At 42.5% G+C, this 15,914-nt stretch carries 12 protein-coding genes; 6 read left to right on the top strand and 6 right to left on the bottom strand.

Annotation, left to right across the window (positions count from 1 at the left end):
• A partial coding sequence (locus RMY27_RS33795; RefSeq protein WP_416212393.1) for a HEAT repeat domain-containing protein occupies positions 1–694 on the bottom strand: 694 nt, incomplete at its 3' end.
• A gap of 329 nt (positions 695–1,023) precedes the next feature.
• Between RMY27_RS33795 and RMY27_RS33790 the strand changes: the two genes are divergently transcribed.
• Positions 1,024–1,881, top strand: a complete 858-nt coding sequence (locus RMY27_RS33790; protein ID WP_322669167.1) for an Rpn family recombination-promoting nuclease/putative transposase — start codon at positions 1,024–1,026, stop codon at positions 1,879–1,881.
• On the opposite strand, the gene RMY27_RS33785 is transcribed toward RMY27_RS33790, so the two are convergent.
• From RMY27_RS33785 to RMY27_RS33770, 4 genes are all read right to left on the bottom strand, one after another.
• Positions 1,867–2,205, bottom strand: a complete 339-nt coding sequence (locus RMY27_RS33785; protein ID WP_322669166.1) for a hypothetical protein — start codon at positions 2,203–2,205, stop codon at positions 1,867–1,869. The genes RMY27_RS33790 and RMY27_RS33785 overlap by 15 nt on opposite strands.
• A 141-nt stretch (positions 2,206–2,346) precedes the next feature.
• Positions 2,347–4,872, bottom strand: a complete 2,526-nt coding sequence (locus RMY27_RS33780; RefSeq protein ID WP_322669165.1) for a cyclic nucleotide-binding domain-containing protein — start codon at positions 4,870–4,872, stop codon at positions 2,347–2,349.
• 674 nt (positions 4,873–5,546) lie between these two features.
• Positions 5,547–6,242 (bottom strand): response regulator transcription factor, encoded by a 696-nt coding sequence (locus tag RMY27_RS33775; protein WP_322669164.1) that lies wholly within the window; start codon positions 6,240–6,242, stop codon positions 5,547–5,549.
• A 95-nt stretch (positions 6,243–6,337) separates the two neighbouring features.
• Positions 6,338–6,517, bottom strand: a complete 180-nt coding sequence (locus RMY27_RS33770; RefSeq protein ID WP_322669163.1) for a hypothetical protein — start codon at positions 6,515–6,517, stop codon at positions 6,338–6,340.
• Positions 6,518–6,925: 408 nt separating this feature from the next.
• On the opposite strand from RMY27_RS33770, the gene RMY27_RS33765 reads away from it, so the two are divergent.
• The 5 genes from RMY27_RS33765 to RMY27_RS33745 all read left to right on the top strand — a co-directional run bounded on the left by RMY27_RS33765 (position 6,926) and on the right by RMY27_RS33745 (position 14,759).
• Positions 6,926–7,684 carry a PPC domain-containing protein gene (locus tag RMY27_RS33765; protein WP_322669162.1) on the top strand — a complete coding sequence of 253 codons (759 nt, stop codon included), beginning with the start codon at positions 6,926–6,928 and terminating at the stop codon, positions 7,682–7,684.
• 756 nt (positions 7,685–8,440) lie between these two features.
• A complete protein-coding gene (locus RMY27_RS33760; RefSeq protein WP_322669161.1) occupies positions 8,441–9,175 on the top strand; it encodes a PPC domain-containing protein in 735 nt (244 codons plus the stop codon).
• Positions 9,176–9,325: 150 nt separating this feature from the next.
• Positions 9,326–10,144: a peptidylprolyl isomerase gene (locus RMY27_RS33755; RefSeq protein ID WP_322669160.1), complete on the top strand. Its 819-nt coding sequence runs from the start codon at positions 9,326–9,328 to the stop codon at positions 10,142–10,144.
• Positions 10,145–10,167: 23 nt separating this feature from the next.
• A complete protein-coding gene (locus RMY27_RS33750) occupies positions 10,168–13,113 on the top strand; it encodes a peptidase domain-containing ABC transporter (protein ID WP_416212392.1) in 2,946 nt (981 codons plus the stop codon).
• A 143-nt stretch (positions 13,114–13,256) separates the two neighbouring features.
• The gene (locus tag RMY27_RS33745; RefSeq protein WP_322669159.1) at positions 13,257–14,759 is read left to right on the top strand and encodes an HlyD family efflux transporter periplasmic adaptor subunit; all 1,503 of its coding nucleotides are present in this window, start codon (positions 13,257–13,259) and stop codon (positions 14,757–14,759) included.
• 332 nt (positions 14,760–15,091) lie between these two features.
• Here the strand turns inward: RMY27_RS33745 and RMY27_RS33740 are convergent, their stop codons facing one another.
• Positions 15,092–15,688 carry a Uma2 family endonuclease gene (locus RMY27_RS33740; RefSeq protein ID WP_322669158.1) on the bottom strand — a complete coding sequence of 199 codons (597 nt, stop codon included), beginning with the start codon at positions 15,686–15,688 and terminating at the stop codon, positions 15,092–15,094.
• Between the last annotated feature and the right edge of the window lie 226 nt (positions 15,689–15,914).

The raw sequence follows: 15,914 nt of genomic DNA, 5'->3' as shown, positions 1-15,914 counted from the left end.
GAATGTCAGCAATGTCTTTGAGGTAGGGTTTGGCTGTCTCCCCCAGATTTCCCAATGCCACTGCTGCACCGGAACGAACAGAGGGGTCAACGGTTTTATCTTTGAGAATGTCAGCAATGTCTTTGAGGTAGGGTTTGGCTGTCTCCCCCAGATTTCCCAAGGCTACTGCTGCATAGTAACGAACATGTTTGTTAACGGATTTATCCTTGAGGAAGTCGAGGACGTCCTTGATGTAGGGTTTGGCTGCTTTCCCCAGATTGCACAATGCCTCTGCTGCAAATCTACGAACAAATTCCTCAACTGATTTGTCGTTGAGGATGTCAGCGATGTCTTTGACATAGGGTTTGGCTGTCTCCCCCAGATTTCTCAATGCCTGTGCTGCACCGGAACGAACAGAGGGGTCAACGGTTTTATCCTTGAGGATTTTGGCAGCTTTTTGAGCAATATCTTCCGGTTTCTTCCCCAGAGATTTAAAATCTTTCAGATCATATTCAACTAATTTGTTGAATGCATACCCCTTCACTCCATCATATCCATCATCAAGAGCAGCAACGATACCGTTAATCTGTGCCACTTCCGTCTTAGGCTGTTCTTTCGCGCTTACCCAAGGCAGGGCGAGGAGGAGTGTCAACAGCAGGATAAAGGGAAAAATGAAAAAGGGCGACGATCGCTTTTTAATTATGTGCAAATACATTTGTATAATTTGTAATACTTCGGCTACGCTCAGTACAAGTTCGTAATTCGTAATTTATTTAGTAGGGAAAGAGAAGGGAGTTAGGTTTTTTACTAATCAAGCAGGAACCGCTACAGTTATCTTTTTATCGTCTGATAACTCAACCTAGCTAGAAATGGAATATTAATGTAATTATTACAGGTACAAGAATTTAAAAAGATACGCCCAAAGTATAATAATTAGCTTCCTTGAGCGATGGTGCGACGCCGAATAGCCCATCGTAGACATCGCCTACTCAAACCACTGCACGAGATAATAACAACACCTTGTTCAATTGTTAGCGATCGCTAATGTCTTTTGATAACCTCTGCAAACTACTATCCGAAAAACATCCTGCTACCTTTGCCAGTTGGGTATTAGGAACACCGCAAACTTCCGTCACAGTTCTCAAAACCGAATTGAGTATCGAACCAATTCGCGCTGATTATGTCACATTCTTACAACTACAAGGACGCATTCTCCATCTGGAATTTCAAACCAAACTAGAATCTACGCCACCCTTACCCTTGCGGATGCTAGATTACTGGGTACGCTTGTATCGTTTGTATCGTTTACCAATAACGCAAGTTGTCGTATTACTGCTTCCCCCTGCACCAGGAACAGTAATTGAAACTGTCTTCTGTGTCGAAACTACCCGTCATGAATATCGCGTGATTCGCTTATGGGAAGAAAATCCTGAACTATTCCTCAATGAGCCAGCTTTGTTACCCTTAGCACCACTGGCGGCAACCACGCAACCCCAAGCTTTGTTGCAACAAGTTGTGAGAAAAGTTAATCAACTTGAGCCAAGACAACGACCAGAAATTTCCGCGTATACCCAAATCTTAGCGGGGTTAAAATACAATCAAGATTTGATTCGACAATTATTTCGGGAGGGTATGATGCGCGAGTCAGTAATTTATCAAGAAATTCTAAGAGAAGGGGAACAACTAGGAGAACAACGAGGAGAACTAAGAGGACGAAAAGCAGAAGGGCAATTGCTCATTCTCCGTCTGCTGACTCGACGGGTAGGAGAATTACCCCAAGAGATGCTAGACCGGATTGAAACTCTCTCTTTAGAACAATTAGAAAATCTCGGTGAAGCATTGTTGGATTTTCAGGCTCAAGCGGATTTAGAAGCCTGGTTTAATACATTAGAGTTCAATTAACTTGAAGCCCCAAGGTTTGAGAGCCGCTAAAGCTATTTCTTCACTTACACCTTCATAAGCCTCCCATTCCAACGGATGCTCTTTAGGATGTCCGTCGCCGACATTACCTGCAACTTTAATTATTGGACAGTTGGCGATGCGATCGCGCTCTAGCCCTTTTGGAACTACTAGTTGGATTTTGTGCCCGATAAACTTCGCTGTACTTTCCTTAGCTACAGATTCGCGGATTAAACAAATATCACCAGCAGTCCCCCAAGTCGTTTGGTAAATGTGGAGGAAGGATATATAAGTTGCTGGTTTGATCGCTCTTTTTATAACGTGCATTATCTGTAATCCTTACACTATGAGTCAAAAATCATAAATCATACAAGTATTTTCTATCACGTTCGTAGGGAAGAATGTTCTTAACTCACATTTTGCACCTAACCCAGGCGGTTTTTAATCGCCTGGTGGAAGATGTAAAGCTCAAAAGACGATAATCGCCCACATACTAACTCCCAAAGCGATCGCTGCTAGGTGTTGCAGCATGAGCGATCGCACTGGTTGCTTGGCAATCTTTTGGGTTAATAACATAGTCATTAACACGGAGAAAATTAGCGTTGCACCTTGCAAAAAGGCAATCACAGCCGGGTGAGCAACTAATATTGGCAATTGTTCGCCACTCAAACCAAGAGTAGCAAAGGTAACAGGTAAAATTCGCCCGCCTTCGCCCAAGCCTAAACGCAGATAGTGAGCCAAGTTTCCCCCTAAAACTAATGGAAGATAGCTATATGCAAGCTCTACAAATTTTCGAGGCTTACGGTTAGCGTTGAACAGTTGGAGCAAGCCATAAGCCCCAAAGGTAAGAGCCGCTGGAATAATTAACACTAGCAGCGATAATCCCAAGTGTTGCCAAAAATCAGTTAAATCTAGTTGCAGCCCTAACCAAGATTGCAATTCTGGCAAGCGATGTAGATATATACCACCCAATAGCAAAAACAATAATGCTACTTCATAAGTACGGGGTACATGAGTTGTCCACAGTTCAATTCCAGGGGGACGCAAGTTGAACTCAACGGAACGATGGGGACAGGCTTTGAGGCAAGTCATGCACAGCACGCAATCTCGGTTATCTTCTAACTGCGCTGGGTGTGAGTATAAAGGACATCCATTGGTTTCTAGCCCTTCGCCTTTTTGCGGCCCACCTTTATAACATTGATACGTGGTGCAACTGGCAGAACATATCCCTTGCTGTGCCCGGAGTTCCGTCATTGAGAGTTTGGCAAATAAACCATTCATGCCGCCGATGGGACAGAGATAACGACACCAAAACCGCCGCTCAAAAAGAGCCGAGAAAATCATCGCCCCAGCAGTAATTAACAGCAGCAAACAAGCGCTGAGGTAAGCGGTATTTTCTAAATGCCAGAGTTCTTCCCATAAGAAAATTAGGGTAAATAAACCAAAGAGGAACCATCCGCCCCATTTCTCAGCTTGTTCTCTCGGCCAGCGCTTGAGTTTTCGAGGCCACAGCCATAAAGATAACTTTTGAGTAATTTCCCCGTAAATCATGAAGGGACAAACAGAACACCAGATACGTCCCAAAAAGGGAAAGAGAAATAAGAAGAAAGGCCACCACCAAGCCCAAAATAGATTTAATACGAAATTGCGATCGCGGGTTTGCGGCCCAATAAATAATATTGCAACAATAATCGCAAAAGCTGTTGCAGTAAAACCATAATTAATGCGATCGGGCCACCAGTCACTACGTAAAAACCGCCTTAAGGAAGGATAGGCATTTAACAGATTTACCCGAAATCGTTTTTTCTTAGTTTCGGCTGGCCAGAAAATTTCTTCTGTTAATTCATTTGCACCCTCAGCTTGGACAATCGCTCTTTCTACCAGATTTTTCAATTCTTTGAGGTTGCCAGGAAAATCATAAGACTGGAGGCGACGCAAAGCTTCTGGGGTAATATGCGGTTTAGAAACGCCTCTAGAGCGAGTGTAAAGACTGGTATAATATTCAACTTGTGTCTGAATATCAGCTTTCCGCACCCGTAGCGGTGGTACTTTTATAATGTGACCAATACAGCGTTCAATTGTCGGCTGAGTTTTTTCTGAAACAATGAGAATTCTGGCTTTACTGGGACGAGCTTCGGCTACTGGGTCTCCAGAACGACTGACGGGGGTATATGTACCAGTTTTGAGCAAATCCGTCACGGCAGGTAATAATTCTTTGGGCAATTCTTGGATGTTGTTGAAAACTAGAGTACCTTCCCCCAACCATTCCAACAGTCCGGGTTTGCCGCCAGCGCGACCAAATAAATCTGCACCGCTAGTTTGGAGAATACCACAATTTACTTTAATAATTGGTTCCCGCCGTTTGGGAGAACCAAAGTGGATGAGAGCTGCTATATTGTCTTTTTCTAACCCTGGTTCTCCGAAAATATCCACTGATTCGCGGTCAGCAGCTGCTTCTCGAATTTGCTCCCGCAACCGTACAGCATAGCGACTTGTACCGACAATTCCCCGTTGCGCTTTGGTGACTAAATATGGCCGCAAGGCAATAGAACGTTCTTGTTCATAGCCAAGTGCAGATGTTACCTGAGCTAATTCTTGAGCCAATTGACGCGAAAAAGCCTGAGCAATTTCGGGGTATTGAGTGACTAATTCCCGAAATTTAGCAGCAGGTACAACCCACAAGTGACATTCGGTTACTGTCGTAATTGTGAATGGAGTTAATTCTTCCAACAGCAATTCTTTGAGTTCAATCACTGCACCGGGGAGAAATCCACAAGCTAAAGCTGGGTTGCTTTGATTGGTGCTATTGCTTTCAAGTTGACCTTCTACAAGAATATAAAGAGCTTCTGGAGAATTGCCTTCACTAACTAAGTCAGTTTCGGCACTCACTACTTGTTCTTCAATTACTTGAGCGATCGCATTTAATACTTCAGGTGAGAGAATTCCTAAAGACGTGCGTTCTTGTAGCCATGTAACCGTTTCTGGAGATGTCATATTAAGTTCTCCCTGTAGGCTGCTGTATAACAAGAATTATCCCTGAAAGGGTATGTCAAAATATCTATATTCAGTTGTTGTGCATTAATACACAATGTGCAATAGACTTTTTGCATAAACTACAAAATTTGAACCCCACCCCGTCAAAGCTACGCTTTGTCTTCCCTCCCCAAGTTGGTTACGGTGTATACACAAGTCCTTCTCACCCCTCTAACTCCCCCAATTGGGCTACGGTATACACAAAAGTCTTCTAAAGCTGCCCCACATCTTGCTCTGCTATGCCAATACATTGACTTGTTATGCCAATACATTGACTTGTTATGCCAATACATCGACTTGTTATGCCAATACATTGACTTGTTATGCCAATACATCGACTTGTTATGCCAATACATCGACTTGTTATGCCAATGCATCGACCTGCAAAGATTAGCCCACCCTAAGCTACACTGCAACTCTAAAAAACTTGTGTGTACGCCGTAGCCGATGCTTTGGGGAGGGGATTAATACCATTTCACGAAATGTTTGATAATGGTTTGTCTCTAACTCTTTCCCCCTGCTCCTCGGTCACTGAGCCTGTCCTGAGCGTAGCCGAAGGGCGCAGCCTCTCGTAGAGAAGTGCTGCTAGCTATTTGTCTTTCTAGCGAACGATATCTCCCTTGCCCAAGTAGACTCTATTTAAGTTCACTAAACAACGAATGGGCAAACAAAGCGGCTTGAGTGCGATCGCGTAAACTCAACCGACTCAAAATATTAGTAACATAGTTCTTAACAGTGTTTTCTGAAAGAAACAGCGATTCGGCAATTTCCCGGTTATTGGCTCCACAAGCAATTAACCGCAATACATCTAATTCTCTGGGTGTGAGTTGCGCCAATTCTGGAGGAGTTTGCACAGACGGGGCAGGTGCGGCAATCGGCGTGAGTGCTTTCTCAAACAATCCCGGGCCAAGTAGGGTTTGTCCCTTGTAGACGGATAGAATTGCCAACATTAATTCATCTGGTTCGGTGTCCTTGAGCAAATAGCCCTTTGCACCCAACCGCATCGCCTGGAAAACATACTCATCATCATCGAAGGTGGTGAGGACGAGAACCTTAATTTCAGGATGTTGTTGAGCGATCGCTTTTGTAGTGGCAACTCCATCCATTACGGGCATCCGAATATCCATTAGCACAATATCGGGTTGCAGCGCGGCAATCTGTTCAAGTGCTCGTTGCCCATTTTCTGCCTCACCGATTATATCATGTCCGCTTAATTGCTTAATTAAACCCGAAGAACCCCACCCCGCCAAAGCTATGCTTTGTCTCCCCTCCCCGCCTGCGGGGAGGGGTTGGGGGTGGGGTTCTTTTATTATGGGTAATTTGGCGGACATGATATTATCTGCATCTCTGCATTCGACTCAAGCATACTCTTAAGTCCCTGGCGAATAAGATGCTGATCGTCAACTAATAAAATCCGAATCATAAGCTAAAACACTAACAGCTTTGAGAGTGGCAAAGAAACAGAAATACAGCAACCTGTTCCTAGTTGACTGTGGAGATTCAACTGGTCGCCCAATGCAACCGTCCGTTCTCGCATCCCTTGTAATCCAAACCCGGTTGTATTTTGAGTGGGGTTAAAACCTTTTCCATTATCTTCGATTGACAAAGGTTTTTAGCCTTAACTGAACCGTATTGGGTTTTACGCCACTGCAACATTATTGTCTTCTGCCTTCTTCCCATCTGTTTGCCCTAGATAAGACTTTTTATGACTAAATAATACAAAGCACTTTAAATTTACTTTCAAACACCTAACTATTGAGGTCTTTTTCATGCTGTGTTTATTTAAAAAACAGCTTAATTTAGATTCATGGTTAAACAACAGGTTCTAAAGAGGGCAAGCACAAAACTAAATAACTAAGGCTCTATTGAAAATAATAAATGTTCTTTATTTTCATCCAACTATCAGCCCTTCTATTCCAGTAAATGTCGATTTAAATCGGAATTTACATCTGTGCAAACCACAACTTAATCTGAACTTGACCACATCACAATCAACATCTAAAGGACAAAAAAAATGACATTTTTCAATCTTGGTACACTTGGTAGCACCCCTGTTGTTAAGAATAGCTTGGATTTAACTACATCTGATCCCACGGATGTCTTTCAGTTCAAAATCACCAGTGGCAAAAACATCAACCTGTCTCTAACAGACATTAGTGCTGGCGATGATGCTGACATCCGATTGTTTAAAGATGCTAACCTTAACGGTGTATTGGATGACTTCGACCGAAAAACTGGACTTGTTTCCAATCGGGGAAGCAACCAAGATGAAGCGATTAACTTTAAAACTAGTTCAGGTACTTTTTTTGCCGAAGTATCTCGCTTTGCTCCACGTAGTTCAGGCGATGTCAGTTACAATTTAGCCTTGTCTGCAACTGAACCTGCTGGAACTCTTCCGATTTCAGCCAGTTCCAGCAACCTTCTACCTAAGGAGTTTGTACTTGGTAGCTTGTCAGGTAATGTCACTCGTACAGGTAACGTCAGTAACACTAATACTACCGATGTTTACAACTTTTCTTTGGGATTTCGTCAAGGTGTCAACATTCAATTGGACGGATTAAGCAGCGATGCTGATATACGGCTGATTCAAGACTCTAACAACAATCGCATCGTCGATGCAGGCGAGGTAATTAGAAGCTCTACTAATGCAGGTATTACTTCAGAACTGATTTCAAACATTACTGTAGCTGGTAACTACTTCTTGCAGGTAACTGAAGCCACTGGCAGCACTAACTACAACTTGGCTCTTAACCAGTTCTCCATTCCTGCTTAAGTTTAGGCATCGGCAGTGGTTAGTAATACTTGAAAGTTTTGTACGGCAATGCTTTCAAGGGTATGCCAATGATGCAAGCGGCAGAGAATCATACCTGAACTTTGCCGCTTTTATTCCACACTCTAGATAAAGAAATGACATCAGACTTATACTATAGCAGGAGGTAAGAGGTAAAAGCATTACTATTCCTAGCTTCCATGCTTTCAAAATGTCCTAACCTGTGTGACTAAAACTTTATAGCTGTACTCATCAAATATTTCAACAAAATTGACGCTAAAGATTTAATCATAAGAAGCCTCTGATAACACAGAGGCTTTTTTGTATCAATGACAACAAGACCTGTAGTGCTACCATCGCCTTGATACAAGCTTTTGCCTACTTCTTCACACATCTCTTATTTCATCAAACTCACTCTCAATTACGCCAACGGTGAGTTATAAGACTTTTTATGACTAAATAATACAAAGCATTTGGAATTTACTTCCAAACACCTAACTATTGAAGTCTTTTTCATGCTGTGTTTATTGAAGAAACAGCTTAATTTAGATTCATGGTTAAACAACAGGTTTTGAACACGGCAAGCACAAAACCAAACAGCTAAGGCTCTATTGAAGATAATAAATTTTATTTATTTTCATCAAACTCTAAGCCACCAAATTCCAGTAAATGTAACTTCCAATAGAAAGTTTACATCTGTGCAAACCACAACTTACGTGAATTTAACCAAATCACAATCAGCACTTAAAGGACAAAAAAATGGCACTTTCCAATCTTGGTACAATAGGCACTACTCCTGTTGTTAGAAACAACTTAACTTTAACTACATCCGATCCTACTGATGTCTTTCAGTTTCAAATCGGCAGTACCAAAAACATCAATCTGACTGTGACAGATATCATTGGTGGTGATCCCGAACTGTTACTTTTTCGAGACAATGGTAACGGGATTTTTGATGCTAATGACCAATCAGTTGATTTGTCCGCTAGGTCTTCTAATAGAGATGAATCAATTAATAACCGAGAAAATGCAGGTACTTATTTTGCCCAAGTTATTCGCGGTGCTGCTAGTTCAGGAACTATAAGTTATGATTTTGCCGTGTCTGCGACTACACCCAACTCGAGCGATTTGAGCAATCTTCTGCCTAAAGAGGTTGAACTTGGCAACTTGTCAGCTGATGTTAACCAATTTGGTTCTGTAGGCGACTTTGACACAGCAGATGTTTACCAATTCTCTCTAGGATCGTTTGAGGGTGTCAACATTACATTGAGTGGACTCACAAGTGATGCTGACATCAGACTGATTCAAGACGTTAACAACAATCGCATTGTTGATGCAAATGAGGTAGTTGCAAGCTCTACTAGGGGTGGTACTACGTCGGATGTAATCTCTAACATTACTTCAGCTGGTAACTACTTCTTGCAGGTCAATCAATTTAGTGGCAATACTAGCTTTAACTTGGCTTTTGACCATTTTACTACTACTTTTGCTTAAGTTTAGGCATTAATGACTGGTAATTGAAAGCATTGCCATACAATGCTTTCAAGAGTATGCAAATATTGCAAGCGGTACATAACTCTACTTGAACTTTGCCGCTTGCATTTCTAAATTTTATAACTGCATGGATAAAATATTTCTACAAATATGAATAAAGTTTTACAAATAAGCGGCGCGATTCCTGAGTTGGGATATGCCAACATACCTAGAGAAATTATCCCCTTTTTAGTAAGTTACAATCTAATCCCGCAATTGTTATCTCAGAGCATTATTGAATTAGCGATATCTACGACGGGCTACGCCAACGCACCAATTACCTGCACACCAGCCGAAACATCTCAAGCTCTACAGCAATTTTATCAGCATTGGGATTTAAACAGCGAAGAAAAAATCCAAGATTGGTGTTTGCGTTATGGTTTAACTCAAAAGCAACTAGAACTTTTCGCCACCCGCAAGCTGAGAGTCGAAAAGTTTAAGCAAATAACTTGGGGACATCAACTAGAATCTTACTTCCTCAAATACAAAAGGCATTTTGATAAAGTCATTTATTCTTTAATTCGGACTAATAGCAGAGGAACTGCTAACGAGCTATTCTTCCGAATTACAGAAGGAGAACAATCATTTTCTGATTTGGCACGTGAATATTCTCAAGGGCCAGAAGCTGATACAAATGGCATCATCGGCCCAGTAGAACTTGGTACTATAACTCCCAATTTTGCTCAGTTACTTTGCACAAGTCAAGTACGTATAGTTCAACCACCCGTAGCCTTTGGAGACTCATGGATAATTATACGTGTGGAAAAGTTTATCAGTGCCCAGTTGGACGATTTTATGCGCCAACGATTGCTGCAAGAGAATTTTGAAACTTGGTTTCAACAGCAACTAAGTCAACTATCACCAGAAGAAAAAGTCTGGATGGGAATCAACACCAAACCAGCACAGTCTCAAGAAGCGAAGGCTGCTTAAAAATTATTAAAATCGGGTGCAAGATGATGACAAATACAACCATTGATATTCAAGAATATATTGCCGATCTATTTCCTTTTAATTATCTGCCACCAAATGTTTTAGAAAATTTGCTCGACAAGGTGCAATTTTGTCGTTATCGCATCGGGCAGGTAATAGTAACCAGGGAAGCTATGCCCAATTGGATTAGCATTATTTACCAAGGACAAGCACGTTTATTAACCTACAATTCCCAAGGACAAAATCCGGCGACACTGAAGTTACTTTCTCAAGGAGAGGTTTTGGGTTGGGTAAGTCATGTACGGGGTATTGCTTGTGAAACTGCGATCGCTTCTACTGAAGTTATCGCTATTAATCTACCTATTGCTGGTTTTCTAACTTTACTTAAGCAGGAAGAGGCTTTTGTCCATGCTTTGCAAAATGAGATTACTCTTTTAGAAGTATATGAACTACTTACCGAAGAACTCAGCCGTCGCGCAGATGGTAGCAGAAATTTAGTTAAGCTTGCCCAAGCTGCAACTGAAGTTGCGATTATCCAAACAATTCCTGCACGCAAAGCTTTCCGCCAGCAGTTAGATTCAGAATTTTTGTGGTTAGTCAGCAGTAATTTTGATGCTGAGTTCCCTGTGGGGAGTCGCTTAGAGTTGGATGAACTCAATCCCAAGCTGAAATTTCAGACAAATATGCGTCTGGTGGGATTGCCCAAATCAATATTTAGAGAAAATCTCGCTTCTCCTACACCAAAAACACTCTTACCCGCAGAGATTCCCTACGCCTCAGAAATTACTGTCACAGAAGCACCAGCAGCTAAAGGTAAACAAAAGAAGTTTCCTTATATCAAAGGTAGAGGCCCGTTGGATGGTTCCCTAGCTTGCTTCCAGATGTTGAGCCAATACTTTAACATCTCTTGGCGCAGAGATACATTGCAGCGAGTATTGACAAAGCAGCACGAACAGAAAGGCGTTATATCTCTGCAATTTTGCGCCGCCGCTGCTGAGTTGATGGGGTTGACAACACAGATGGTGAAAGTTCCCGCCGCCGCAGTCGGACGCTTGCAACTACCAGTAATGATTTCTTGGCAAGATAGTTTTGCAATTATTTACAATAATAGCAATCAAGAGTTACTCATTGCCGTTCCAGAGATGGGACTACTGCGCTACAAACTTCGAGACTTTGCCGAAAATTGGGGGGCTGAAGGAGAAGTCCTGCTGCTACAAACCACCAAAAATACTCCCAAGGCGCGGTTTAGTTTGAGTTGGTTTGTACCCTCACTGCGGCGCTATCGCAAAGTATTAATTGAAGTACTCATTGCTTCTATTGTTATCCAACTGTTTGGGCTGGTAAATCCCCTCGCCACACAGGTGATTATTGATAAAGTATTGGTTGGCAATAGTCCTGATACCCTGGAAGTTTTTGGCATCTTTTTGCTAGTAGTAGCAGTCATCGAAGCAATACTCACCAGTATCCGCACTCATTTATTTACAGATACCACTAACCGAATTGACCTCGCCCTTGGTTCTGAGGTGATTAATCACCTGTTACGTCTGCCATTATCTTACTTTGAACGCCGTCCTGTAGGAGAATTGGCAACGCGAATTCACGAGTTGGAAAACATTCGCTCTTTCTTAACCGGTACAGCTTTAACTGTGGTGATGGATGCTGTATTTTCAGTGGTCTACATTGTAGTAATGGCGATTTACAGCCCAGTGTTAACATTAGTTGCTTTGGCAACAGTACCGTTGTTTGGCTTACTCAACTTGATGGTATCACCTGTGATGCGCCGACAATTGCAAGAAAAAGCTGAGTGCAATGCCGAAACGCAATCTTATTTAGTGGAAGTGATGGGGGGAATGCAGACAGTCAAGGCGCAAAATTTAGAAATGCGATCGCGTTGGCAATGGCAAGAACGTTATGCTCGTTATATTAGCGCTGGTTTTAAAACAGTCTCTACCCAAACTACTGCCGGTTCTGTTAGCAGTTTTCTCAACAAGTTTTCTAGTATGTTAGTGCTGTGGGTGGGAGCTTTTCTCGTCCTCAATCAGCACCTAACCTTGGGACAACTCATCGCTTTCCGCATCCTGGCGGGTTATGTCACCAGTCCCTTGTTACGCCTAATGCAACTTTGGCAGAACTTCCAAGAAACCGCTCTATCTCTGCAACGCCTTGCTGATATTTTAGATACTCCCCAAGAAGTAGAAATTGGTAACTGTCAAAATATCCTGATGCCCAGTGTTCAAGGTAGCGTCCACTTTGAAAATCTCAGCTTCAGTTTCTCGGAACACGGGCCAATGCAACTATACAATATTAACTTAGACTTTCCGGCTGGCTCCTTTGTGGGAATTGTTGGTCAAAGCGGTTCCGGTAAAAGCACTCTGCTAAAATTATTACCCCGACTTTATGAACCCAAGTCCGGCAAAATCTTGATTGATGGCTATGATATCAGCAAAGTAGAACTTTATTCTTTACGCCGTCAGATTGGTATGGTGTTACAAGATACCTTACTATTCGATGGCACAATCCGCGAAAACATTGCCTTGGGATATCCTGATGCTAGCGATGAAGAAATTATTAATGCCGCCAAGGTAGCTTATGCCCACGACTTTATTATGTCTTTGCCAAGTGGCTATAACACCCGTGTCGGCGAGCGAGGTTCAGGATTATCTGGAGGACAACGCCAACGAGTAGCGATCGCTCGTACTGTTCTGCAAAACCCGCAATTACTGATTTTGGATGAAGCTACCAGCGCCTTAGATTACAATGCCGAAGCCCAAGTCTGCGGTAACTTGGCGAGAACCTTCAAAGATAAAACAGTATTTTTCATTACTCACCGCCTCAGCACAATTCGCAATGCCGATGTCATTCTGATGATGGATAAAGGTGCTGTGGTAGAACAAGGAACTCATGAAGAATTGATGGCGCTCAAAGGTTATTACTACTGTCTGTATCAGCAACAGGAAGCGAAAGTTTAATCATTAGTCATTGGTCATTAGTCATTAGTCATTTGTCATTAATTATCTCCCCTGCTCCCCTGCCCTCTGCTCCCCTGCTCCTCTGCTCCTCTGCCCCCCTGCTCCTCTGCCTCCCTGCTCCTCTGCCCCATTCCCCATTTATTATGAATATTCAATATAAATTCGATCAACCAGTACTTTTACAACAAACCCCTACTTGGTCACGAGCGATCGCCTGGACTATTGTTGGAGTTAGCACCTTCACCGTAATCTGGGCCTCAGTCTTCCAAATTGATGAATCAATTCATGCTACTGGCAAGCTAGAACCACAGGGTGCAGTTAAAGAAATTCAGGCTCCGATTCATGGTGTTGTCAATGAGATTTTAGTCAAAGATGGTCAGCGAGTCAAAAAAGGTGAAACGCTCGTTACCCTAGAAAAAACTTCTTCGGAGGCGGAGTTAACCTCATTAAAGCAAAGTCGGGCGACTCAATTGCTGGCGAAACAGGCGCTAGAGCAAGAAAATGACTTCTATCGCCGTCAACTTCAAGGGAGCATATCACTACAAGAAGTAGCACAGCAAACTGCTCTGTTGAAAATTAAACCAGAACTAGCCTTTTTGACCAAAAGCCGAGCCGCCATTATTGCCGAAAACCAGTTGTATCGGACACAGTTAAACGGTACGACTGCTGGAAATAGTCTCACAAGAGAGCAGCAGTTACGTTTGCGAAATCGCCAAATAGAGTTGGAATCGCGTTTAGCCACAGCTAATTTAGAAACGGGACAGACACAACAGCAATTTTTCCAAACTCAAGCGGAATTAAGTAGCGCTAAAGAGTTGCTGACAATTAATCAACAAATTCTCCGCAAGTTTGAACCTCTAGCGCAACAGGGGGCGATTTCCCAGGTGCAATACTTGAAACAACAACAGGATGTCAGCACTAAACAAGCTGAAGTGATCCAACTGAGTAGAGAACAGCAGCGATTACAATTAGCGATCGCACAGTCAAATCAAAAATTTCGCAATACTGCGGCTGTGTCTCAAGAAGATTTACTAGCCAAAATTACAGATAATGACAAAAACATTGCCGGAATTGACAGCCAATTAACCAAGGTAATTGTAGATAATCAAAAACGTCTCTATGAAATTAATAGTCAGATTGGAGAGATTGATAGTAAGTTAACTCAAGCAGAACAAACTCTGAAATATCAGAAAATTACAGCACCCGTAGATGGAACTGTCTTTGAACTCAAAGCCAAAACAGCAGGATTTGTAGTTAATTCCAGCGAACCGCTTCTGAAACTCGTTCCTAATGATAACTTAGTTGCTAACGTCTACATCACCAACCGCGACATCGGCTTTGTCAAAGAAGGGCAACAAGTGGATGTAAGAATTGATTCCTTTCCCTTCCAAGAGTATGGTGATATCAAAGGCGAACTAGTTGAGATTGGCTCTGATGCCTTACCTCCAGACCAAGTTTATAATTTCTGGCGTTTTTCCGCAAAAGTCCGCCTACATGGGCAGAAGTTACTAATTAATCAGCGTCAAATTCCCTTGCAATCAGGGATGTCCATTAATGCTAATGTGAAATTACGTCAGCGCACCATTATGAGCATCTTCACTGATTTCTTAGTGCAAAAGACTGAAAGCTTAAAGTCTCTACGCTGAACAAAAAGATTGAAAAACCTCTCTTCTAGAAGAGGATAGGCTTAATACTAATTTGCCTTCTTATGTATAATTAATTACCCCCCTTAATCCCCCCCTTCGACAAGCTCAGGGCATCGCTTGCAAAGGGGGGAGATCAGAGATCCGGTTCCCTCCCCTTTACAAGGGGAGGGTTAGGGTGGGGTAAAACTGACGCTAAAACCCAGATGAGTAAGCTATTTCAAACTTCTGTGTACAGCGTAGGCTCTTCGAGAGGGTGCAATGACTGGGGAAATCATAACTAATTATGCGGACATGATATGAAACCTAACAATCCCATAAGGATGTGCGATCGCTTATTTCTGAAGCGCCTGTTGAAAAGTCTTGATCGCCTCGACGTGATTCACCATATTCATGCAACGTAACAACAAATCCAGATCGATTCCTTTCACCTCTTCACTACTAGAAACCTTTTCATAGTGAAGTGTATTGCCTTCTCCCCGCAGATGATAGACTTCTAGGACACCATCTTCCCAAAACCATACTTCCTTGATTTTCAGCCGCTTGTATGCATCCAGTTTGTTGATGCCGCCACTGGAAAACACCACCTCGATCGCTAGATCGGGTAGCATTCGACCAGGAGCAAGCTTATAAGATTCATCCGCCTCTCGCTTGACGGCGACTGTTTCACTTTCCAGAGTCATTGAGCCAGTAGGAGTAAAGTCGAACCCTGCCATGAGCAGATAAAGTTCCAATAATGCAGCAATCCTTTTTTTAACAGTTTCGTGGGGTTCTCCAGGCATTCGTCGGATCTCCAGAACTCCATCCAGAAAAGAGAGCCGATATCCTGGACGGTCTAACAATTGCTCAACTGCTTTAAACTCTCTCCAAGTCATTCCCTCAAACAAAAGAGGTAATTCCTTTGGTGGTGTTACTATCGTTGCTGTGGTCATTTGAGTCTCCAGTTGGTTTCCAGATTAGAAATAATCAGGTTTGGAGGGCGATCGCTTCATTATTTTAACTACCCATTTGTTATTTCGGAGTACTCATTTGTTATTTCGGAGTACTCATTTGTTATTTCGGAGTACCCATTTGTTATTTCGGAGTACCCATTTGTTATTTCAGAGTACCCATTTGTTATTTCGGAGTACTCATTTGTTATTTCGGAGTACTCATTTG

Origin of the sequence: Nostoc sp. DedQUE09 (assembly GCF_034530915.1) — a bacterium.
In the GTDB taxonomy this organism is placed as follows: domain Bacteria; phylum Cyanobacteriota; class Cyanobacteriia; order Cyanobacteriales; family Nostocaceae; genus Nostoc.
Note: the sequence above shows the minus strand (reverse complement) of the source record. Positions and strands in the feature narration are given on the sequence as shown.

What these genes read in the sequence shown, in the direction of transcription:
- RMY27_RS33790 (WP_322669167.1), top strand. Translation starts at nt 1,024, where the DNA reads ATGTCTTTTGATAACCTCTGCAAACTACTATCCGAAAAACATCCTGCT.
- RMY27_RS33785 (WP_322669166.1), bottom strand. Translation starts at nt 2,205, where the DNA reads ATGCACGTTATAAAAAGAGCGATCAAACCAGCAACTTATATATCCTTC.
- RMY27_RS33780 (WP_322669165.1), bottom strand. Translation starts at nt 4,872, where the DNA reads ATGACATCTCCAGAAACGGTTACATGGCTACAAGAACGCACGTCTTTA.
- RMY27_RS33775 (WP_322669164.1), bottom strand. Translation starts at nt 6,242, where the DNA reads ATGTCCGCCAAATTACCCATAATAAAAGAACCCCACCCCCAACCCCTC.
- RMY27_RS33765 (WP_322669162.1), top strand. Translation starts at nt 6,926, where the DNA reads ATGACATTTTTCAATCTTGGTACACTTGGTAGCACCCCTGTTGTTAAG.
- RMY27_RS33760 (WP_322669161.1), top strand. Translation starts at nt 8,441, where the DNA reads ATGGCACTTTCCAATCTTGGTACAATAGGCACTACTCCTGTTGTTAGA.
- RMY27_RS33755 (WP_322669160.1), top strand. Translation starts at nt 9,326, where the DNA reads ATGAATAAAGTTTTACAAATAAGCGGCGCGATTCCTGAGTTGGGATAT.
- RMY27_RS33750 (WP_416212392.1), top strand. Translation starts at nt 10,168, where the DNA reads ATGATGACAAATACAACCATTGATATTCAAGAATATATTGCCGATCTA.
- RMY27_RS33745 (WP_322669159.1), top strand. Translation starts at nt 13,257, where the DNA reads ATGAATATTCAATATAAATTCGATCAACCAGTACTTTTACAACAAACC.
- RMY27_RS33740 (WP_322669158.1), bottom strand. Translation starts at nt 15,688, where the DNA reads ATGACCACAGCAACGATAGTAACACCACCAAAGGAATTACCTCTTTTG.